The sequence below is a fragment of the Gordonia jacobaea genome (assembly GCF_965344965.1).
GTDB lineage: Bacteria > Actinomycetota > Actinomycetes > Mycobacteriales > Mycobacteriaceae > Gordonia > Gordonia jacobaea.
This window is the reverse complement of sequence record NZ_CBDRLS010000002.1, coordinates 16,511-35,177: the sequence shown is the minus strand read 5'-3', so window position 1 is coordinate 35,177 and position 18,667 is coordinate 16,511. Positions and strand designations below refer to the sequence as shown.

The 18,667-nt window shown below is 65.5% G+C and carries 25 protein-coding genes; 15 read left to right on the top strand and 10 right to left on the bottom strand.

What is annotated here, in order from left to right; translation table 11 throughout:
• Window positions 1-56: 56 nt before the first annotated feature.
• Window positions 57-578 carry a hotdog fold domain-containing protein gene (locus ACRVY7_RS06255; RefSeq protein ID WP_270483661.1) on the bottom strand — a complete coding sequence of 174 codons (522 nt, stop codon included), beginning with the start codon at window positions 576-578 and terminating at the stop codon, window positions 57-59.
• Window positions 579-614: 36 nt separating this feature from the next.
• On the opposite strand from ACRVY7_RS06255, the gene ACRVY7_RS06250 reads away from it, so the two are divergent.
• Window positions 615-2,177: an anion permease gene (locus ACRVY7_RS06250; protein WP_431816422.1), complete on the top strand. Its 1,563-nt coding sequence runs from the start codon at window positions 615-617 to the stop codon at window positions 2,175-2,177.
• A gap of 3 nt (window positions 2,178-2,180) precedes the next feature.
• Here ACRVY7_RS06250 and ACRVY7_RS06245 read toward each other — a convergent pair whose 3' ends face one another.
• From ACRVY7_RS06245 to ACRVY7_RS06230, 4 genes are all read right to left on the bottom strand, one after another.
• Window positions 2,181-2,930 carry a succinate dehydrogenase/fumarate reductase iron-sulfur subunit gene (locus ACRVY7_RS06245; RefSeq protein WP_270483658.1) on the bottom strand — a complete coding sequence of 250 codons (750 nt, stop codon included), beginning with the start codon at window positions 2,928-2,930 and terminating at the stop codon, window positions 2,181-2,183.
• Window positions 2,931-2,954: 24 nt separating this feature from the next.
• Window positions 2,955-4,940, bottom strand: coding sequence for a fumarate reductase/succinate dehydrogenase flavoprotein subunit (locus tag ACRVY7_RS06240; RefSeq protein ID WP_431816421.1), 1,986 nt, complete (start codon window positions 4,938-4,940; stop codon window positions 2,955-2,957).
• 2 nt (window positions 4,941-4,942) lie between these two features.
• Window positions 4,943-5,722 carry a succinate dehydrogenase cytochrome b subunit gene (locus ACRVY7_RS06235; protein WP_431816420.1) on the bottom strand — a complete coding sequence of 260 codons (780 nt, stop codon included), beginning with the start codon at window positions 5,720-5,722 and terminating at the stop codon, window positions 4,943-4,945.
• A 162-nt stretch (window positions 5,723-5,884) separates the two neighbouring features.
• Window positions 5,885-6,511: a TetR/AcrR family transcriptional regulator gene (locus ACRVY7_RS06230; RefSeq protein ID WP_431816419.1), complete on the bottom strand. Its 627-nt coding sequence runs from the start codon at window positions 6,509-6,511 to the stop codon at window positions 5,885-5,887.
• Between the two features lie 78 nt (window positions 6,512-6,589).
• On the opposite strand from ACRVY7_RS06230, the gene ACRVY7_RS06225 reads away from it, so the two are divergent.
• The 3 genes from ACRVY7_RS06225 to ACRVY7_RS06215 are packed head-to-tail and all read left to right on the top strand — an operon-like array spanning window position 6,590 to window position 8,882.
• Entirely contained in the window at window positions 6,590-7,297 is a 708-nt protein-coding gene (locus ACRVY7_RS06225; RefSeq protein ID WP_049698830.1) for an alpha/beta fold hydrolase, read from the top strand.
• Between the two features lie 44 nt (window positions 7,298-7,341).
• On the top strand, window positions 7,342-8,418 hold the full coding sequence (locus tag ACRVY7_RS06220) for an aldo/keto reductase (protein WP_431816418.1): 1,077 nt from the start codon (window positions 7,342-7,344) through the stop codon (window positions 8,416-8,418).
• Between the two features lie 35 nt (window positions 8,419-8,453).
• The gene (locus ACRVY7_RS06215; protein ID WP_431816417.1) at window positions 8,454-8,882 is read left to right on the top strand and encodes a tautomerase family protein; all 429 of its coding nucleotides are present in this window, start codon (window positions 8,454-8,456) and stop codon (window positions 8,880-8,882) included.
• Between the two features lie 54 nt (window positions 8,883-8,936).
• On the opposite strand, the gene ACRVY7_RS06210 is transcribed toward ACRVY7_RS06215, so the two are convergent.
• Window positions 8,937-9,401, bottom strand: coding sequence for a GNAT family N-acetyltransferase (locus tag ACRVY7_RS06210; RefSeq protein WP_431816416.1), 465 nt, complete (start codon window positions 9,399-9,401; stop codon window positions 8,937-8,939).
• 425 nt (window positions 9,402-9,826) lie between these two features.
• On the opposite strand from ACRVY7_RS06210, the gene rpsJ reads away from it, so the two are divergent.
• The 11 genes from rpsJ to rpsQ are packed head-to-tail and all read left to right on the top strand — an operon-like array spanning window position 9,827 to window position 15,133.
• Window positions 9,827-10,132, top strand: coding sequence for a 30S ribosomal protein S10 (gene rpsJ, locus ACRVY7_RS06205; protein WP_003938093.1), 306 nt, complete (start codon window positions 9,827-9,829; stop codon window positions 10,130-10,132).
• Between the two features lie 20 nt (window positions 10,133-10,152).
• The gene (gene rplC / locus ACRVY7_RS06200; RefSeq protein WP_049698833.1) at window positions 10,153-10,809 is read left to right on the top strand and encodes a 50S ribosomal protein L3; all 657 of its coding nucleotides are present in this window, start codon (window positions 10,153-10,155) and stop codon (window positions 10,807-10,809) included.
• The gene (gene rplD / locus ACRVY7_RS06195; protein WP_005203933.1) at window positions 10,806-11,492 is read left to right on the top strand and encodes a 50S ribosomal protein L4; all 687 of its coding nucleotides are present in this window, start codon (window positions 10,806-10,808) and stop codon (window positions 11,490-11,492) included. Before rplC ends, rplD begins: the two co-directional genes overlap by 4 nt.
• A gap of 2 nt (window positions 11,493-11,494) precedes the next feature.
• Window positions 11,495-11,800 (top strand): 50S ribosomal protein L23, encoded by a 306-nt coding sequence (gene rplW, locus ACRVY7_RS06190; protein WP_005203935.1) that lies wholly within the window; start codon window positions 11,495-11,497, stop codon window positions 11,798-11,800.
• A gap of 29 nt (window positions 11,801-11,829) precedes the next feature.
• Window positions 11,830-12,666: a 50S ribosomal protein L2 gene (gene rplB / locus ACRVY7_RS06185; protein ID WP_049698834.1), complete on the top strand. Its 837-nt coding sequence runs from the start codon at window positions 11,830-11,832 to the stop codon at window positions 12,664-12,666.
• Window positions 12,667-12,686: 20 nt separating this feature from the next.
• Window positions 12,687-12,968: a 30S ribosomal protein S19 gene (gene rpsS, locus ACRVY7_RS06180; protein ID WP_005203946.1), complete on the top strand. Its 282-nt coding sequence runs from the start codon at window positions 12,687-12,689 to the stop codon at window positions 12,966-12,968.
• Entirely contained in the window at window positions 12,968-13,378 is a 411-nt protein-coding gene (gene rplV / locus ACRVY7_RS06175; RefSeq protein WP_005170314.1) for a 50S ribosomal protein L22, read from the top strand. The genes rpsS and rplV overlap by 1 nt, the downstream gene beginning before the upstream one ends.
• 2 nt (window positions 13,379-13,380) lie before the next feature.
• On the top strand, window positions 13,381-14,193 hold the full coding sequence (rpsC, locus tag ACRVY7_RS06170) for a 30S ribosomal protein S3 (RefSeq protein WP_005203947.1): 813 nt from the start codon (window positions 13,381-13,383) through the stop codon (window positions 14,191-14,193).
• 3 nt (window positions 14,194-14,196) lie between these two features.
• A complete protein-coding gene (gene rplP, locus ACRVY7_RS06165) occupies window positions 14,197-14,613 on the top strand; it encodes a 50S ribosomal protein L16 (RefSeq protein ID WP_005203950.1) in 417 nt (138 codons plus the stop codon).
• The gene (gene rpmC / locus ACRVY7_RS06160) at window positions 14,613-14,846 is read left to right on the top strand and encodes a 50S ribosomal protein L29 (protein WP_005203954.1); all 234 of its coding nucleotides are present in this window, start codon (window positions 14,613-14,615) and stop codon (window positions 14,844-14,846) included. The genes rplP and rpmC overlap by 1 nt, the downstream gene beginning before the upstream one ends.
• Window positions 14,843-15,133, top strand: a complete 291-nt coding sequence (gene rpsQ / locus ACRVY7_RS06155; RefSeq protein ID WP_005203958.1) for a 30S ribosomal protein S17 — start codon at window positions 14,843-14,845, stop codon at window positions 15,131-15,133. The genes rpmC and rpsQ overlap by 4 nt, the downstream gene beginning before the upstream one ends.
• Before the next feature lie 277 nt (window positions 15,134-15,410).
• Here rpsQ and ACRVY7_RS06150 read toward each other — a convergent pair whose 3' ends face one another.
• Genes ACRVY7_RS06150 through ACRVY7_RS06135 form a run of 4 tightly spaced genes read right to left on the bottom strand, consistent with a single transcriptional unit; the run spans window position 15,411 to window position 18,549 of the window.
• Entirely contained in the window at window positions 15,411-15,767 is a 357-nt protein-coding gene (locus ACRVY7_RS06150) for a GNAT family N-acetyltransferase (RefSeq protein ID WP_431816415.1), read from the bottom strand.
• 60 nt (window positions 15,768-15,827) lie between these two features.
• Window positions 15,828-16,643 carry an ABC transporter permease gene (locus ACRVY7_RS06145; RefSeq protein WP_431816414.1) on the bottom strand — a complete coding sequence of 272 codons (816 nt, stop codon included), beginning with the start codon at window positions 16,641-16,643 and terminating at the stop codon, window positions 15,828-15,830.
• A complete protein-coding gene (locus ACRVY7_RS06140; RefSeq protein WP_270483574.1) occupies window positions 16,640-17,467 on the bottom strand; it encodes an ABC transporter permease in 828 nt (275 codons plus the stop codon). The genes ACRVY7_RS06145 and ACRVY7_RS06140 overlap by 4 nt, the downstream gene beginning before the upstream one ends.
• On the bottom strand, window positions 17,464-18,549 hold the full coding sequence (locus tag ACRVY7_RS06135) for an ATP-binding cassette domain-containing protein (RefSeq protein WP_431816413.1): 1,086 nt from the start codon (window positions 18,547-18,549) through the stop codon (window positions 17,464-17,466). Before ACRVY7_RS06135 ends, ACRVY7_RS06140 begins: the two co-directional genes overlap by 4 nt.
• Window positions 18,550-18,667: the final 118 nt, after the last annotated feature.

The window sequence follows — 18,667 nt, the reverse complement described above, 5'->3', positions numbered from 1 at the left end:
GACTTGTTCAGCCTAGGAGTTTCGTCATGGCCCGGCAGGGCAAGTGGAGCGCCAGGTCACGCGGTCGGCGTCACCCAGGTGGTGATCTCGCAGTGAACGACCTCGACGCCGTGCGTGTCGGTGATCGAGATGGACACCACCACATCGCGTCCGGAGTCGATGGCAGCGAAGTCGACGGGTTCGGCGAGAGTGGCGACGGCTGACAGGCGGGTGGTCGCCTTCGTCAGGTAGTCGGCGGTCATCCCCTTCGGAATCCATCGATGCGTCGTCGGTGTCGTCGCCTCCATCAGCATGCCCATCGCGACCTCGGCGAGGTTACATGCCGCGATGGCGTGGAAGGTGTGGATGTGGTTGTAGACGCCGAACCACTTGGGTGCTGTGACCCTGCAGTATCCGGGCCGCATCTCGTCGACGTAGGGGAGGATCGTGCCGAAGTACGGCACCCGCACCGACATCCCGAGGGAGAAGAGCGCCTTTCCGAGCCCGTTGTCGGGAAGTTTTCGGCGCAGCGCGTAGGTGGGCGAAAGAGAAGGGCGCGTCGCGGGCGTTGGCGTAGATGACGATTTGGCGTCGGACATTGCCCGGATGCTACTCGGGCGAGGAACCTTGATGAGGTGACGCCTCCTTCCGAGAAGGACCCACCGCCCTCAGACCACCCGGATTCGACCGACAAGCCCAGTTCGACCGACCAGTCCGATTCCCCAGACCAGCCCAGTTCGACTGACCAGCCCGATTCGACCGACCACGGCGACCATCCGCACCACTTCCATCTCAGCCCGATGTGGTGGCGCGGCAGCATCCCGCTGATCGTCGGCGTGATCATCTACTTCATCCCCGCACCCGCAGGCGTCGACGCCAACGGCATGCACATGCTCGGGATCTTCGTCGCGACGATCCTGGGACTGATCCTGCAGCCGCTGCCGACGGGTTCGGTGGCGATCATCGGGCTCGCGCTCGCGATGGTCACCAAGACGATGTCGCCCAAGGAGGCGCTCGCAGGCTTCTCGAACACGACGATCTGGCTCATCGTGGCGTCGTTCTTCATCGCCGAGGCGTTCATCGTCACGGGTTTGGGACGTCGGGTCGCGCTGATCTTCGTGCGTGCGATCGGCAAGTCGAGTCTCGGGTTGGCGTACGGAATGGGGATCGCCGATCTCATCCTTGCTCCCGCGACGCCGTCGAACACTGCCCGCGCGGGCGGAGTGATCTACCCGATCGTGCGATCGCTCGCCGAACTCGTCGACTCGACGCCGAAGTCCGACGCCTCGCGGCGCAAGCTCGGCGCCTACTTGATGCTCACAGCGCTGCAGGTCAACGTGGTCACCTCCGCCATGTTCCTCACCGCGATGGCGGGCAATCCGCTGGCCCAGGAGGCCGCGGAGAAGATGAAGATCGAGATCACCTGGGGCAACTGGGCGCTCGCCGCGATCGTTCCCGGTCTCGTCAGTCTCGTTGCGACGCCGTGGGTGATGTCGAAGATCTATGCGCCGACGCTCAAGAAGACACCAGAGGCGCCCGCCCTCGCTCGCGACGAACTGAAGAAGAGCGGCTCGATGTCGCGCAACGAGTGGATTCTCGCCGCCACCTTCGTGCTGCTGCTCATCCTGTGGTGTCTGGGCAAACAACTGAACGTCGACGCCACGACCACCGCCTTCGCGGGCATCGCGATTCTTCTCGTCACAGGGGTGCTGACCTGGAAGGACATCGTCACCGACACCGGGGCATGGCAGACACTGATCTTCTTCGGTGTGCTCGTCGCGATGGCAGACGAACTCCGCAAGCTCAAGGTCATCGACTGGGTCGGCGACAAGGTGGCCTCCAGCGTCGACGGCCTGCCGTGGCTGGTGGCGTTCGCCATCCTCGCGCTCGTCTACTTCTACGTGCACTATCTGTTCGCGTCGAATACCGCGCAGATCGTCGCGATGTATGCGGTGTTCCTCGGGGCGGCGGTCGCCACCGGAGCGCCGCCGCTGTTCAGCGCGCTGGTCTTCGGCTTCATCGGCAGCCTGTTCGGCGGATTGGCGCACTACTCGTCGGGTCCGGCGGGTGTCATGTACGGGTCGGGCTACATCAAGACCAGTGAGTGGTTCCGCGTCGGATTCCTGATGTCGGTGGTCAACATCATCATCTGGACCGCCATCGGTGCGCCGTGGATGAAGCTCATCGGGATCTGGTGATGCTCAATTCGCCTTGCGGCGCAGCCCGAATCGCAACGCCTCGCGGTTGACCCCGGCGACGGCGTCGAGCGGAATCCCGGCCGGGCAGACGTCGGCGCACTCCCCGTAGGTGGAGCACGGGCCGAAGTCCTGTTCCATCTGCCCGGTGATCGCGTGCGCCCGCCTGCCCCGCTCCTTCTTGCTCTGGGTCAGCGCGGCCAGATGGAGCAGCTTGGCGCCCGCGAACAGGTGCGCGGCACCGTTGGGGCAGGCGGCAACGCACGCACCGCATCCGATACAGGCCGCGTAGTCGAGGGCCTTCTCGCTGGTGTTGTGGTCGACGAGTTCGGCGTCGGCGTCGGGGGCCTGACCGGCCGCGACCGCGACGTGCCCGCCGGCTTCGATCACCCTGTCGAGTGCGGAACGGTCGACGACGAGGTCGCGGATGACCGGAAAACTGCTCGCGCGCAACGGTTCCAGGCGCAGGTGCGTCGCGCCGTCGAAGTGTCGGAGGTGTTGCCGACACGACGGCGTGTTGGGTGTCGGACCGTGTGGGCGGCCGTTGACCATCATTCCGCAGGCACCGCACACGCCCTCGCGGCAGTCGGAATCGAAGGCGATGGGTTGCTCGCCCGCGTCCACGAGATGGTCGTTGAGACGGTCGAGGACATCGAGCAGCGACATCTCGGCCGTCGCGTCGTCGACCACGTACGTCTCGAAACGTCCGTCGTCGTCGGCATCGGCCTGCCGCCAGGCTTCGATGGTGATTCTCATGCCGGCATCCTCACTGATCAAGTCTCACTTGTAGTTTCGTGTCTGCAACGGCACCGCATTGAACTCGAACGGTTCGCGGTGGCGGATCTGCTCCCCGGTCGGCGTGGTCTCCCACGCGGAGGCGAAGGTCCAATGCTCGTCGTCGCGCAGCGCCTCGCCCTGCGCGGTCTGGTGCTCGACGCGGAAGTGCGCGCCGCACGACTCGTCGCGATCGAGTGCGTCGAGGCACATCAACTCGGCGAGTTCCATGAAATCGGCGACGCGACCGGCGCGTTCGAGTTCTTGGTTGAACTGTGCGCCGCTGCCGACAACCCGTACGTCGGACCAGAACTCGTCGCGCAGCTCGCGGATCTCGGCGATTGCCGTCGTCAACGAGTCGGCGCTGCGCATGACACCGCACCCGCGATAAAGGATCTCGCCGAGCCTGCGGTGGAAGCGGTCGGGGCCGGTGGTTCCGTCGACCGCGATCAGCCGGGATATCCGATCACGCACCGACGTGACCGCGTGCTGCACGGCCTCGTGGTCGAGCGGTAGTGGTTGTTCGCCGAGTAGTGGCGCAAGGTAATTCGGCACCGAGTAGGGCAGCGTGAACCAGCCGTCGACGCATGCCGACAGCAGCGAGTTGGCGCCGAGGCGGTTGGCGCCGTGATAGCCCCACCCCACCTCTCCGCCGACGAAGAGACCGGGGATCGACGACATCTGGTCGAAGTCCGACCACAGGCCGCCCATGGTGAAGTGAGCAGCGGGCGCGATACGCATCGGGACCTCGTAGGGGTCTTCGCCCGTGGCGTCGCGGTACATCGAGAAGAGATTGCCGTAGCGCTCGGCGATGGTCGATTTGCCAAGGCGCGCAAGGGCGTCGGCGAAGTCGAGGTAGACGCTGTTGTGCAGGGGTCCGACGCCGTGCCCGCCGTTGATCTCGGTGACGGCCGCCCGCGATGCGACGTCGCGCGGGGTGAGGTTGCCGTAGGCGGGGTAGCGGCGTTCGAGGTAGTAGTCGCGCTCGGCGTCGGGGATGTCGCCGGGCGGGCGGTCGTCGTGTTCCTTCTTCGGAACCCAGATGCGGCCGTCGTTGCGTAGCGACTCGCTCATCAACGTCGTCTTCGACTGCCACTCCGCGCTCACCGGTAGCGCGGTGGGGTGGAACTGGATGAACGACGGCGATGCCAGCAGCGCACCGCGACGGTGGGCCCGCCACGACGCCGTCGCGTTGCAGTTCCGTGCAAGCGTCGACTGGAAGTAGACGGTGCCGTATCCGCCGGTCGCGAGCACGACGGCATGCGCGGTCTGCGCGGTGATCTCGCCGGTCACCAGGTCGCGGACGACGATGCCCTGTGCACGACCGTCCGCGACGATCAGGTCGAGCATCTCCTGGCGGGTGTGGAGTGTGACGGTGCCCGCCGCGACCTGTCGGAGCAATGCCTGCGACGCCGCGACCTGCAACTGCTGGCCGGTCTGGCCGCGCGTGTAGTAGGTGCGCGACACCTGCACGCCGCCGAAGCTGCGGGTGGCCAACGATCCGCCGTACTCGCGCGCAAAGGGCGCGCCGATGGCGTTGAGGTGATCGATGACCCGCACCGACTCCTCCGCGAGGCGGAAGGCGTCGGCCTCGCGGCCGCGGAAGTCGCCGCCCTTGACCGTGTCGACGACAAATCGGTGCACTGAGTCGTTGTCGACCTTGCGTGCGCGCGCGGCGTTGATGCCGCCCTGCGCGGCAACGCTGTGGGCGCGACGCGGGGCGTCGTGGAAGGTGAACGACGACACGTTGTAGCCGAGTTCGCCCAGTGCTGCGGCACATCCGGCTCCGGCGAGGCCGGTACCCACCACGATCACGGTGAACTTGCGTCGATTCAGTGGGCCGACGAGCTTGTAGGCGTCGCGTCGACGCTGCCACGCGGTTGCCGGGTCGCCGTCGGGGACTCCGCCGGTCAGATCGGTGCCGATCCGGCGAAGGTCGTCGAGGTCGGCGTTGAGGTCCGACGCCGCGGTGTCGGGTGCGGTGTGCGTCATCGTCAGCTCACCAATCCCGCCAGGACGGCGATGGGGATCGAGATGTTGCCGATCATCACCGCGGCCGCAACGACGAGTGCGATGAGTGCTCCGAGGCGTCGAGTGCGGTGCCCGGTTGCGCCGAGATCGTTGACGACGCTCCACAGCCCGTGCACGAGATGCGTGCCGAGAAGCACCATCACCAGGATGTAGAACGCGGCCACCGGCCAGCGCTGCAGACTCTCGACGAGGTTGTGATAGGCATGCGAGCTGGTCTCGGTGGTCGATACGAAGTGGTCGCTGGCCGCGGGTCGGGTCCCGGTGGTCAGGTCGAGGATGTGGAAGACGATGAAGACCAATAGGACCAGCCCCGTGTAGGGCATCAGCGTCGCGGGGAGTCGCTTGATGCTCATGCCCTTGCGCCGGAAGCGGCCCTTGGCCTTGTGTGAGCGCCCGATCAAGATGAACGACGCTCCGACGTGCAGTACCAGGCAGAGTGCGAGGACCGCGCGGAAGATCCACAACATCCCCTCGTAGGGGAGAAGGGGTTCGAGCAGGGTGCGCAGCCAGTGCGCGTAGTCGTCGAAGTGGCCGGGGCCGGTGTAGACCTTCAGGTTGCCGATCATGTGGACCAGCACGAACAGCGCGAACACCGTGCCGGTCAGCGCCATGGTCACCTTGAGCGTGACGTTGCTCGGACGCGGACGTGCCGACGTCGGCATCGGCGTGACGGCGCGTGGCGTTCCGACGGGCTTGTCAGCGTGTGGGGGTTTGTCGGCGCGCGGGGGGATGACCGTACTCATGTGCGGACCTGTCATCGACCCGAGGGCTGGGCGGGCCGGATGTGGATGTCCCTGCGTTCCACGCTAATCACGTGTCGCGGATTCCGATCGCCACTGACGACGTTCCGACTCGATTGATTCGGAAATGTCACACATTTCGTGGCCGACGCCGCTCGATCGTGTTCAGTCCGGAACCGCGTCGGCAAGAGTTGCGCGTGTGGCGTCGAGGACCTCCTGCGAAAGCGCATCGTCGGATTTGGCCACCGCCCGCGCGACGGCGACCGCGCCGAGTTGTGCGGCGGCGGTCGCGGTCGCCAGGGTGCGTCGCGCGTCATCGGGCATGGTGTCCGGCAGTGACGATTCGATGAGCGAGACGAGGTCGGTGAATGCGGCGGCGAAGCTGTCGCCGACGGCCGCGGGCTGTCGGCCGATCTCGCTCGCCGACGCGATCATCGGGCATCCGTCGGCCATGTTGTCGCGCACCCGGGTGGAGATCAGGACGTCGAGGTAGTCCTCGTACGACGGGTCGTGTTCGTCGTTCCATTCGCGAATCCGCTGGTTGACGTCGGTGGCTGCCTGCGTGAACGCGGCGGCCGCCAGTGCGTCCTTGTTGTCGAAGTGCTTGTACAGGGCGCCGTGGGTGAGCCCCGCCTCGGCGGCCACCTCGGCCACTCCGGTCGATGGAATTCCCTTCTCGCGAAACAGCTTTCCCGCTGCGTCGAGTAGGTCGCGTCGATTCTGCTCGGCCTTGGCCTTCGAGACCCGCACCGCCTTCACCTCACTTGTCGTCGAACTATTGATTGCGAGCATAATCTTTCTGTGTTTAGATTGCGACCACAATCAAAACTCTGACGCTCACATCTGTGTCATCACGCGAAGGGGACTCTCATGGCAACGACATCCGCGGTACGCAACATCGTTCTGGTTCACGGCGCCTTTGCTGACGGATCGGGGTGGCAGCCGGTCTATCAACGGTTGGTGGACAAGGGTTTTCTCGTCACCGTGGTGCAGGAACCGGAAACCGGCCTCGCCGACGACGTCGCGGCCACGCTGCGTGCCATCGATACCGTCGACGGGCCGCTTGTTCTGGTCGGTCATAGCTGGGGTGGGCAGGTCATCACCGAGGCAGGTGCGCATCCGCGCGTCGCAGCACTGGTCTACGTGGCGGCTCTGGTTCCCGATGTGGGGGAGTCCACCAACTCGCTGCACGCCCGCATTCCGGCTGCGAGCACCGCGGTGATCGCCGGAGCCGAGGGGTTCTTGAGGATCGATCCCGAGCAGTTCGGCGCCGACTTCGCCGCCGACCTGCCAGCCCGCGACGCCGACTTCATGGCGCACGCGCAGGTGCCCATCCGTGCTGAGGCGCTCGACGCTCCGGCCGCGGCCGCAGCATGGCGGGACCGGCCGTCGTACGGGATCGTCGCGGGCGCCGACCGCACCATCAACCCCGACCTCGAACGGTGGATGTACGAGCGAGCGGGCGCCGAGGTCACCGAGGTTCCCGGATCGAGCCACGTCGTCATGATCTCGCACCCCGACGTCGTCGCCGACGTCATCGAGCGGGCGGCAACGGCAGCCGCATCTGCGGTTGCCTGACCCGATCACTTCGACACACAGATCTCGACAGGACGGGAAAAACAATGAGTGACAACGCTATTCGCGACCGATCCCTGTGCTACCGGGTCTTCGGTGAGCACACGGGGCTGCGCGTCTCCGAGGTCATCCTCGGTACCGGCAACTTCGGTACCCGCTGGGGTCATGGTTCGACGCCGGACGCGTCGTCGAAGATTCTCGATGCCTATGCCGACGCGGGCGGCAACTTCCTCGACACCGCCGACAGCTATCAGTTCGGCGAGTCCGAGGAGATTCTCGGCCGGCTGCTGCAGGGTCGACGCGACGAGTTCGTGCTCGCCACCAAGTTCACCCAGCGGGCAGACCCGACGGCCGGAATCCTCGTGACCGGCAACAGTCGCAAGGCAATGGTCAGTTCGGTGGAGCAGAGCCTGCGACGGCTGCAGACCGACCACATCGACCTGCTCTGGGCGCACTACTCCGACGGTGTCACGCCGGTGGAAGAACTGCTGCGCGGATTCGACGACCTCGCGCGCGAAGGCAAGATCCTCTACGCGGGGCTCTCGGACTTCCCGGCCTGGCGCGTGGCACGCGCTGCCACCATCGCCGAGATCCGCGGCACCCTGCCGATCGCGGCGCTGCAATTCGAGCACAGCCTCGTCGAACGCACCGCAGAGGCCGAGCTGGTGCAGGCGGGCAAGGCCCTTGGCCTCGGGCTCGCGGCGTGGTCGCCGCTCGGCGGTGGCGTGCTGACCGGCAAATATCGCGACGGTGCCACCGGCCGCGCGCAAGGCTTCGGCGGCAAGGTCTTCCAGCCGGAGAACTCGACGCAGCGCACCGCGATCCTCGACGAGGTCATCGCCGTGGCGAAAGAGGTGGGCGCGACACCGGGTGAGGTCGCCATCGCGTGGGTGGCCGCCCAGGGCGTCACGCCCATCATCGGGCCGCGGTCGGTGGAGCAGCTGCAGAGCAATCTCGCGGCGCTCGTCGTCGACCTCTCACCCGAGCAGCTTTCTCGACTCGACGCGGTCAGCGCGCCGGCCCCGGTGTTCCCGTACACGCTGCTCGACGACCCCGACAACCAGCAACGCATCACCGGCGGCCAACTCGCGCGCTTCGACCGGCCGACCGTACCCGTCGCGTGAGACAAGAACCCATCCGAGAGCACAGGAGCATTGCCATGCCCATGATCGATATCTACGCACCAGCAGGAACCTTCGCCGACACCGCGCAGCTGGCCGCCGACGCCGCGAAGACGGTGATGGCCGTCGAAGGAGTTCCGGACCTCTCGATGTTCCGCGACAACACCGCCGCCTTCGTGCACGAGTTGCCGCCGGGTTCCTTCTCCGACGTCAACGGAAATGCGCATCATGTCCGCGTCCAGGTGCTCACCAATGCGGGCGCGCTCACCCGCGAGCAGCAGGTGGCCGTCGTCGCCCAGCTCACAGATCTGGTGGTGCGGGCAGCGGGCGACGACTCGCTCGCAGACCGCACCTGGGTGCTTCTCACCGAGGCAGTGCATGGCGGCTGGGGGCTATGGGGACACGCACACACCAATGAGGAGTTGGTGGCTGCGGCGCGCGCGGAGATCGCGAAGTCGGCGGGCTGAGCACGAACTGCCTGTGCCGGCAGCGTCATCAACCGGCTACAGCGTCATGAACGGCTACAGCGGCAGCGTCATGAACTGGTTGTGCGGGCTGGCCCGGTAGTCGGCGAACGGCGGGCACGACACGAACCCGGCACTGCGGTACAGCGAGATCGCCGGAACGTGCAGCTCCGCGGTGCCGGTTTCCAGGCTCACTCGCCGGTATTTGCGTCGACGAGCCTCGTCGACGACGTGAGTCAGCAGCGCGCGGCCGACCCCGGTACCTCGGGCAGAGGGAGCGGCGCGCATCGATTTCACCTCGCCGTGCGTCGAGTCCAGTTCTTTGAGGGCGACGAACCCGGCGAGTTGTTGGTCGCCCGGTTCGCCGGTCCACGCTGTCCAGAAGCTGACGCCGGGAGCTGACAGGCCGGAGGCGTCGAGGGCGAAGGCGTACTCCGACATCACCGACTGCAGCTCACGGAGATGGTGCTCGAGGAGGTCGGCGACGTAGGGGGCGGCCGGGTCGTCGAGCCTGATGTCCACGTTTCCCCAATCGGTCGGTGAGAAGTAGGAAAGTAGGTGGGTATCGTCGCATGCCCTTAGCGAGAGAATCCGCTGGCCCCGACCTGGATTTGAATCGAGGCGCCGACCTGGTGCATACTTGTCGGGTTGCCTTGACCGGCGGACGTGGTTTTACTGCGGCCCCGATCGGGTGAATACCTCCCAAGGCCCCCGAGTTCGGGACCAAGGGCGTGTAACGCGTGCGCCGAATCCGGTTCACGGTCACGACACGCCCGACCGCGGGTGCCGGAGCAAACCGGCTCGTACCAGCGACGAGCCAACGTACAACGACAGATGAACAGCGTCGATCCCCGACTCACGCGGAGATCTATGTGCCCGCCGACCGGTGTCGGCCCCAGGTGCGCGGTGTTTGTCTGTCGAGAACAACTGACGGAAGAGGACACAGCGTGGCGGGACAGAAGATCCGCATCAGGCTCAAGGCCTACGACCACGAGGCGATCGACGCTTCGGCGCGCAAGATCGTGGAGACCGTGACCCGTACGGGTGCACGCGTCGTCGGCCCGGTGCCGTTGCCTACCGAAAAGAACGTGTACTGCGTCATCCGCTCGCCGCATAAGTACAAGGACAGCCGCGAGCACTTCGAGATGCGTACTCACAAGCGACTCATCGACATCCTCGACCCGACGCCGAAGACCGTCGACGCGCTCATGCGCATCGACCTTCCGGCCAGTGTCGACGTCAACATCCAGTAGGGCGGGGGCGAAGAGAAATCATGAGTAATCAGAGCGCGACCAAGGGAATTCTGGGCACCAAGCTCGGCATGACCCAGGTCTTCGACGAGAACAACCGTGTCGTTCCGGTCACTGTCATTCAGGCAGGCCCGAACGTCATCACCCAGCTCCGTAACCAGGACCGCGACGGCTACACCGCCGTGCAGCTTGCTTACGGTGCGATCGATCCCCGCAAGGTGACCAAGCCGGTCGCAGGCCAGTTCGCGAAGGCAGGCGTTACGCCGCGTCGCCACCTGGCCGAGATCCGCGTCGCCGACACCAGCGAGTTCGAGGTCGGTCAGGAACTGACTGCCGAGATCTTCGCCGACGGTGCGCTGGTCGACGTCACCGGCACCTCCAAGGGCAAGGGATTTGCCGGCGCGATGAAGCGCCACGGCTTCTCCGGCCTTGGTGCCAGCCACGGCGCGCACCGCGTGCACCGTGCCCCCGGCTCGATCGGTGGCTGCGCCACCCCGGGTCGTGTCTTCAAGGGCATGCGGATGGCCGGTCGCATGGGTAACGACACCGTGACCACGCAGAACCTCACCGTCCACAAGGTGGACGCCGAGGCCGGTCTGCTGTTGATCAAGGGCGCCATCCCCGGCCGTAAGGGCGGAATCGTGGTCGTCCGTGACGCTGTGAAGGGTGGTGCGAAGTGAGCACCGAAACCACAACGAAACTGACGCTGGACGTCAAGACCGCCGACGGCAAGACCAACGGAACCGTTGATCTGCCCGCCGAGATCTTCGACGCACCCGCGAACATCGCACTGATGCACCAGGTCGTGGTGGCCCAGCAGGCCGCCGCTCGCCAGGGCACACACGCAACCAAGACCCGTGGACAGGTCAGCGGTGGCGGCGCCAAGCCGTACCGCCAGAAGGGCACCGGTCGCGCCCGCCAGGGTTCGACCCGCGCACCGCAGTTCACCGGCGGTGGCGTCGTCCACGGCCCGCAGCCGCGTGACTACAGCCAGCGCACCCCCAAGAAGATGAAGGCAGCCGCTCTGCGCGGCGCGCTGAGTGACCGTGCTCGTAACGAGCGCATTCACGTCATCACCGAGCTCGTCGCAGGCCAGGCGCCGTCGACCAAGAGCGCTCGGCAGTTCTTGGAGGCACTGAGCACCCGACGTAAGTTCCTCGTCGTGCTCGGCCGCGAAGACCTGACCGCGTGGAAGAGCGTTGCGAACCTGAAGAACGTGCTGCCGATCGCTCCCGATCAGCTCAACACCTACGACGTCCTCGAGTCGGACGAACTGGTGTTCAGCGTCGAGACGCTCAACGCGTTCATCGCACAGAACACGTCGACGGCCAAGTCCGTCGCCAATGAGACAGAGGAGGCCTGAGCATGGCTACGCAGGCTGACCCGCGTGACATCATCCTGGCGCCGGTGATCTCGGAGAAGTCGTACGGACTCATCGAGGACAACGTCTACACCTTCCTGGTTCACCCGGACTCGAACAAGACGCAGATCAAGATCGCCGTCGAGCAGATCTTTGATGTGACCGTCACGAGCGTCAACACCGCGAACCGCCAGGGCAAGCGCAAGCGCACCCGCGCAGGCTACGGCCAGCGCAAGTCCACCAAGCGCGCGATCGTCACGTTGACCGCAGACAGCAAGCCCATCGAGATCTTCGGAGGACCGGTCGGCTGACCGGGACTTCAGAGAAGGACTGAGAACTCATGGCTATTCGTAAGTACAAGCCGACGACCCCGGGTCGTCGCGGATCCTCCGGCGCTGATTTCGCCGAGATCACCCGCGACTACCCCGAGAAGTCGCTGGTTCGTCCGCTGCACGGTCGCGGTGGACGTAACGCACACGGCCGGATCACCACCCGGCACAAGGGCGGCGGTCACAAGCGCGCATACCGCTTGATCGACTTCCGTCGCAACGACAAGGACGGCGTCAACGCCAAGGTCGCTCACATCGAGTACGACCCGAACCGCACCGCCCGCATCGCACTGCTCCACTACGTGGACGGCGAGAAGCGCTACATCATCGCGCCCAAGGGTCTGTCCCAGGGCGACGTGGTGGAGAGCGGTCCCGCCGCCGACATCAAGCCCGGCAACAACCTGCCGCTGCGCAACATCCCGACCGGTACCCAGGTGCACGCTGTAGAGCTGCGTCCGGGTGGCGGAGCGAAGATGGCTCGCAGCGCGGGCGCTTCGATCCAGCTCCTCGGTAAGGAAGGCGCGTACGCGACCCTCCGTATGCCGTCGGGCGAGATCCGTCGCGTCGACGTGCGCTGCCGCGCAACCGTCGGCGAGGTCGGCAACGCCGAGCAGTCGAACATCAACTGGGGCAAGGCCGGCCGTATGCGCTGGAAGGGCAAGCGCCCGACCGTCCGCGGTGTCGTGATGAACCCGGTCGACCACCCGCATGGTGGCGGCGAGGGCAAGACCTCCGGTGGTCGCCACCCGGTCAGCCCGTGGGGTCAGCCTGAGGGCCGTACCCGTAAGAACAAGGCCAGCGACAAGCTGATCGTCCGGCGCCGTCGCACCGGCAAGAACAAGCGATAAGCACAGGAGGGAGTTAGAGAATGCCACGCAGCCTCAAGAAGGGCCCGTTCGTCGACGACCACCTGCTTGCCAAGGTGGACACGCAGAACGAAAAAGGCACCAAGCAGGTCATCAAGACCTGGTCGCGTCGTTCGACCATCATCCCCGACTTCATCGGTCACACCTTCGCCGTCCACGACGGTCGCAAGCACGTCCCGGTGTTCGTCTCGGACAACATGGTCGGGCACAAGCTGGGCGAGTTCGCCCCCACCCGTACCTTCAAGGGTCACATCAAGGATGACCGGAAAGCGAAGCGCCGGTAATGACTACGCAGACCGATAATCCCACCGCGAAGGCCACGGCCAAGTTCGTTCGCGTGACGCCGATGAAGGCCCGTCGTGTACTCGACCTGGTCCGCGGCAAGAACGTCGACGAGGCGCTCGACATCCTGCGGTTCGCACCGCAGTCGGCGTCGGAGCCCGTCTACAAGGTTCTCGCAAGCGCTGTCGCGAACGCGGAGAACAACCTGGATCTGGATCGCCGGACCCTCGTTGTCGCCACCGCCTTTGCTGACGAGGGCCCCACGCTCAAGCGGTTCCAGCCGCGCGCACAGGGCCGCGCGTTCCGTATCCGCAAGCGCACCAGCCACATCACTGTTGTGGTCGAGAGTCTTCCTGAGAAGGCATCGTCCGCACGCGGCCGGTCGCGTCAGCCGAAGAAGAAGGGAGCCTGACAGTGGGCCAGAAAATCAACCCGCACGGCTTCCGTCTGGGCATCACCACCGACTGGAGTTCACGGTGGTACGCCGACAAGCAGTACGCGGAGTACGTGAAGGAAGATGTCGCCATCCGCAAGCTCCTCTCGCAGGGGCTCGAGCGTGCAGGCATCGCCAAGGTGGAGATCGAGCGCACGCGTGACCGCGTTCGCGTCGACATCCACACCGCTCGTCCCGGCATCGTCATCGGCCGCCGTGGCGCCGAGGCCGACCGCATCCGTGGCGACCTGGAGAAGCTGACCGGTAAGCAGGTCCAGCTGAACATCCTCGAGGTCAAGAACCCGGAGTCGGAGGCCCAGCTCGTGGCGCAGGGCGTCGCGGAGCAGCTGAGCAACCGCGTGGCGTTCCGTCGTGCGATGCGCAAGGCGATCCAGTCGGCGATGCGTCAGCCGAACGTGAAGGGCATCCGGGTCCAGTGCTCGGGTCGCCTCGGCGGTGCAGAAATGAGCCGCAGTGAGTTCTACCGCGAAGGTCGCGTGCCGCTTCACACGCTGCGCGCCGACATCGACTACGGACTCTACGAAGCCAAGACGACCTTCGGCCGCATCGGTGTGAAGGTCTGGATCTACAAGGGTGACATCGTCGGTGGCAAGCGTGAGCTGTCCGCAGCCGCGCCGGCAGCCGAAGATCGTCGTCCGCGTCGTCCCAGCCGTCCTCGCCGCAGCGGTGCCTCTGGCACCACGGCCACCAGCACCGACGCAGGTCGGGCAGCGGAGGCTCCTGCCGAGGCAACTGCTGGCGCCGGCGCCGGAGCAGAAAAGCAGGAGGGCTGAGGCATGTTGATCCCTCGTCGGGTCAAGCACCGCAAGCAGCATCACCCGAGCCTCAAGGGCCAGGCCAAGGGCGGCACCAAGGTGACGTTCGGTGACTTCGGCATCCAGGCTCTGGAGAGCGCCTACATCACCAACCGTCAGATCGAGTCCGCTCGTATCGCCATCAACCGGCACATCAAGCGTGGCGGCAAGGTGTGGATCAACATCTTCCCCGACCGCCCGCTGACCAAGAAGCCCGCCGAGACCCGCATGGGTTCCGGTAAGGGTTCGCCCGAGTGGTGGGTTGCCCCGGTCAAGCCGGGTCGCGTGCTGTTCGAAATGACCTACCCCGATGAGCAGACCGCTCGCGAGGCCCTGCGCCGCGCGCAGCACAAGCTGCCCATCAAGACCCGGATCGTGACCAGAGAGGAGCAGTTCTGATGGCACTCGGAGTTGCAGCAGCTGAGCTTCGTGATCTCAGCGACACCGATCTGGTCGACCGGCTCAAAGAGTCGAAGGAAGAGCTCTTCAACCTTCGGTTCCAGATGGCCACCGGCCAGCTCGACAACAATCGTCGTCTGCGGACCGTGCGTCGCGAGATCGCACGCATCTACACCGTGATGCGCGAGCGTGAGCTTGGTTTGGCGTCGGGACCGGATGGTGATGACGCATGAGTGAGGACCAGAAGGTGACCGAAACCAACACCGCTGAGCGGAACCGTCGCAAGGAGCGCATCGGTTACGTCGTCAGCGACAAGATGCAGAAGACCATCGTGGTCGAGCTGGAAGATCGTAAGCGTCACGCGCTGTACGGCAAGATCATCCGGACCACGAGCAAGGTCAAGGCCCACGACGAGAAGGGCGATGCTGGCGTCGGCGACCGCGTGCGGATCATGGAGACCCGCCCGCTGTCCGCGACCAAGCACTGGCGTCTCGTCGAGGTGCTGGAGAAGGCCAAGTAAGAGCCGCCTCCATACAACTTCACAGTCGGCAATGGCCCGTCCCTTTCCAGGGGCGGGCCATTGTCGTCGGTATGTGGCGGTGTGCCGACGGCAGAAATGACTCGACCCGCCTGACAACATGGTCAGGCGGGTCGGTGATCGGTGCGCTGCTATTCACCCGGAGAGGTGGCCGGTGACTAGCTCGACCGTCGCGGTGAGCGGTCGTCCACCCCCGCTCACACATTCAGAATAAGTTCGACGATGCACGCCGGACCAGGGACTTTCGGCCCGATTGCTGCTACGTGGTCACCGACTGAATCCAGTTGATGTCGTCTGTGGTCACCTTGCGTGATTTGTCCGAATAGTCTGCATGCTCGGACAAGAAGTGTCGGACCAACGGGCACACGGGGACGATCAGTTTGCCCGCGGCGATCGAGTCGTCGAGCGCCTCCTTGACGAGGATTGTGGCCAGGCCGCGTCCGCCGAAATCGGGACCAACTTCGGTGTGGTAGAAGACGCGCTCGGCGCTCCCGCCATGATCGCGGTCCCTGTACGCGGTGAGGCCTGCGACCCTGCCGTCGACGCTGATCTGATAGCGGTTCTCGTCCGCGAGGTGGGTGACGTTGGTTTCGGCTCCGGTTTTGTCGGTTGTCATGAATCCGACGGTAGCGCGAGGCAGCGTCCTGCGTGGTCGAGTGCTGTGGGTCGAGCGCCTTCAGTGCGCGGTGGCCGCGCGTCGATAGCCGCGCAGCGCCGGAATGAGGCAGACGGCGATGATGGCGACCGACCAGATCGCAACCTTGATGAAGTTGTGCGCCACCGGCCCGCCACTTGCCAGCGATCGCATCACCTCGATCGTCGGCGTCATGGGTTGGTTCGCGACGATCGGCTGCAGCCATCCCGGGTAGGCGTCGATGGGGGAGAAGCCCGAATTGAAGAACATCAATACGCTCGAGATCAACGACAGTAGGGGGACAAGCGGAGCGGATGGTCCTGCGCTCACCGCGAGAGCGAGTACCAGGGTTGCGTAAGCGATGCCGAACATCAGCGTGACGGCGATGATCCCGATCACCGAGGCGACACCGCCGGTGATCCGAAAGCCGATGGCCGTACCGAGCGCGAGGAGGAGCCCGGTCACGACGACGATGCGGACCACCTCGCTGCCGAGCCGTGAGGTGAGATCGGCGGCGCGATGGATCGGTAAGACGTACAGCCTCGTCAACAATCCTGTACCGCGTTCGGAGTTCAGACGCACGCCCGCGGCAACGGAACCGAACATGGCGCTCACGAGAATGACCAGGGGCACTGTCGAGTACGAGCTGTCCTGTCCCGTTGCACCGCCGATCGCGTCGCCGAGCACCACCTTGAACATGAGCAGCGTGAGTACGGGAACAACGACGAGTTGGACGAGCATCCCCTTGTCGCCGACCATCACCGACACCTGGCGCCACGTCAGCGCGCCGCTCTGCGATGCCCATGCCCGCAGCGAACGTTCGGACCGAGGGGCCGCTACCGGCATCTGAGTGGTCATCGAGCGGCCTTTCTGGCTCCGAAGACGCCGAGTACCACCGCTGCGGCGGCCAAGCCGATGCACCACCAGACCGTCGGCATGAGTATCTCCCGTGTGGCACTTCCGTCACCGAGTGCGCGCATCGACGTGGCGAACTGCGAGATCGGTTGATTGCGCACGAAGGGGGCGATCCACTCGGGAAACTGGCTCTCGGGAACGAAGCCGGTGGACATCATGCCCAGGATCAGTATCGGGAGTGAGAGCGCCTGGCTCGTCGCCTCCGGACTGTCGGACAACAGGCCGATGGCGTCGGCGACCGCTGCGATGAGTAGCCCGACCACGAGTGCAACAGCGAAGAGTCCGATCGTCTCGGCCACCGAGCCGTGGGGGCGCCATCCCATGACCAGGCTGGTTGCGGTGGCACACATGATCGAGAGAGTCAGCAGCAGTCCGTTGGTGCCCAGCCGCGCGGACACCGGAACCCATGAGCGCATGGGAAGGGTACGGAAGCGGGTGTGCACCCCTTTTGTTGCATCGTTCGCGGCCCGCATCGCGGCGGCGGATGCGACGAAACCCACCGACTGCAGCGCGATGATCGGCATCAGGAACTGTGCGTAGTCCATCCCCGGATCGGAGTCCATGATGGACCGCAGCGGCAGATAGAAGCACACCGCGAGCAGCACCGGGGCGACGAACGCGAAGATGAACTCGCCGTTGCGGACGATACCGCCGACTCCTCGTCCGACGAGCACCCAGAGTTGTGTCAGTGCGCGAGCGTGCGGTTCGGTTCCCGACTCGGGTGCAGCGACGAGAGCGGTGAGCTTCTTCGGAGCTGCCTGGGTCATGCGCTCGCGCTCCGGTCGGACGGGTGCTCCTCGTGGGGGGCGTTGTCGGACGTGGCGTCGGGACCGGTGAGTGCGAGGAATACCTCGTCGAGGCTCGGGCGCCGTAATGTTATGTCGGACAGACGAATTCCGGCGAGCGTCGTTCGACGAACGATCTCGACCAAGGTGTCGGCACCCTCTGGCGCCGGCACGGACACGGAGATCGAGTCGGCGTCGTTCACTGTCGCATCGTCGGACTGAGTGCTCGCGTGCGTCGCGCCGAGATCTCCGAGGCAGGCGAGTAGCGGTTCGAGTTCCTCGGCAACGTTTGGCGTCACCCGATAGTGCGAGGCACCGGTCGCAGCCTTGAGCTCTGCCGCGGTTCCCGACGCAATCACACGGCCTTTGTCGATCACCACGATGCGGTCGGAGAGGGAGTCGGCTTCTTCGAGGTACTGGGTGGTCAACAAGATCGTGACCCCCTGATCCCGAAGTGCGGAGACGAGCCGCCAGACGTCCTGCCTGCTACGCGGGTCGAGGCCCGTCGTCGGTTCGTCGAGGAAGACCACCTCCGGTCGGGTGACGAGGCCGCAAGCGATGTCGATTCGACGGCGCATACCGCCCGAGTACTTTCCGACGCGGCGTTCTGAGGCGTCGGTCAGGCCGAAGTCGGTGAGCAGCTCGTCGGCTCGCTCGCGCGCAGCTCGCCTCGTCAGCCCCATCAACCTGCCGAAGAGGACAAGGTTGGCGCGTCCGCTGAGTGACTCGTCGAGCGCTGCGAACTGCCCCGTCAGCATGATGGATCGTCTGACCGCCGCGGCGTCGGCCACGACGTCGTGACCGGCGACGATAGCCGACCCGGCGTCCGGTTTGAGCAGGGTGCACAGCATGTTGACCGTGGTGGTCTTTCCCGCCCCGTTCGGTCCGAGGAGCGCCAGGATCGACCCCTTCTCGACGTCGAACGTGACTTCTGCGACGGCGGTGTGGTCTCCGAAGTGTTTCCGCAGGCCATTCGCGGTGATGGCGACCTCGGGGGCCGCACGATGCCGAGCGCGCGAGCTCGTGCTCGGCGAGGCAACGTGTCTGCGGAACGGGTGTGCCATTCGGCACTCCTCTCCCATGTGATGACCATCTGTACCGGTGGCGTGACCTGCGCACCACCGCATTCCGGATCGCCAAAATGATCCGGATTCCGCAATGAGCGCAGACTACATGTCGAAT

Bases quoted from the DNA above. Each gene is read 5' to 3' on its own strand.
- ACRVY7_RS06150 (WP_431816415.1), bottom strand. From the start codon at position 15,767: ATGACAACCGACAAAACCGGAGCCGAAACCAACGTCACCCACCTCGCG.
- rplB (WP_049698834.1), top strand. From the start codon at position 11,830: ATGGCTATTCGTAAGTACAAGCCGACGACCCCGGGTCGTCGCGGATCC.
- rplW (WP_005203935.1), top strand. From the start codon at position 11,495: ATGGCTACGCAGGCTGACCCGCGTGACATCATCCTGGCGCCGGTGATC.
- ACRVY7_RS06215 (WP_431816417.1), top strand. From the start codon at position 8,454: ATGCCCATGATCGATATCTACGCACCAGCAGGAACCTTCGCCGACACC.
- rplP (WP_005203950.1), top strand. From the start codon at position 14,197: ATGTTGATCCCTCGTCGGGTCAAGCACCGCAAGCAGCATCACCCGAGC.
- ACRVY7_RS06235 (WP_431816420.1), bottom strand. From the start codon at position 5,722: ATGAGTACGGTCATCCCCCCGCGCGCCGACAAACCCCCACACGCTGAC.
- rpsQ (WP_005203958.1), top strand. From the start codon at position 14,843: ATGAGTGAGGACCAGAAGGTGACCGAAACCAACACCGCTGAGCGGAAC.
- rplC (WP_049698833.1), top strand. From the start codon at position 10,153: ATGAGTAATCAGAGCGCGACCAAGGGAATTCTGGGCACCAAGCTCGGC.
- ACRVY7_RS06255 (WP_270483661.1), bottom strand. From the start codon at position 578: ATGTCCGACGCCAAATCGTCATCTACGCCAACGCCCGCGACGCGCCCT.
- ACRVY7_RS06145 (WP_431816414.1), bottom strand. From the start codon at position 16,643: ATGACCACTCAGATGCCGGTAGCGGCCCCTCGGTCCGAACGTTCGCTG.
- ACRVY7_RS06135 (WP_431816413.1), bottom strand. From the start codon at position 18,549: ATGGCACACCCGTTCCGCAGACACGTTGCCTCGCCGAGCACGAGCTCG.
- ACRVY7_RS06140 (WP_270483574.1), bottom strand. From the start codon at position 17,467: ATGACCCAGGCAGCTCCGAAGAAGCTCACCGCTCTCGTCGCTGCACCC.
- rpmC (WP_005203954.1), top strand. From the start codon at position 14,613: ATGGCACTCGGAGTTGCAGCAGCTGAGCTTCGTGATCTCAGCGACACC.
- ACRVY7_RS06245 (WP_270483658.1), bottom strand. From the start codon at position 2,930: ATGAGAATCACCATCGAAGCCTGGCGGCAGGCCGATGCCGACGACGAC.
- ACRVY7_RS06225 (WP_049698830.1), top strand. From the start codon at position 6,590: ATGGCAACGACATCCGCGGTACGCAACATCGTTCTGGTTCACGGCGCC.
- ACRVY7_RS06230 (WP_431816419.1), bottom strand. From the start codon at position 6,511: ATGCTCGCAATCAATAGTTCGACGACAAGTGAGGTGAAGGCGGTGCGG.
- ACRVY7_RS06220 (WP_431816418.1), top strand. From the start codon at position 7,342: ATGAGTGACAACGCTATTCGCGACCGATCCCTGTGCTACCGGGTCTTC.
- ACRVY7_RS06240 (WP_431816421.1), bottom strand. From the start codon at position 4,940: ATGACGCACACCGCACCCGACACCGCGGCGTCGGACCTCAACGCCGAC.
- rpsS (WP_005203946.1), top strand. From the start codon at position 12,687: ATGCCACGCAGCCTCAAGAAGGGCCCGTTCGTCGACGACCACCTGCTT.
- rplV (WP_005170314.1), top strand. From the start codon at position 12,968: ATGACTACGCAGACCGATAATCCCACCGCGAAGGCCACGGCCAAGTTC.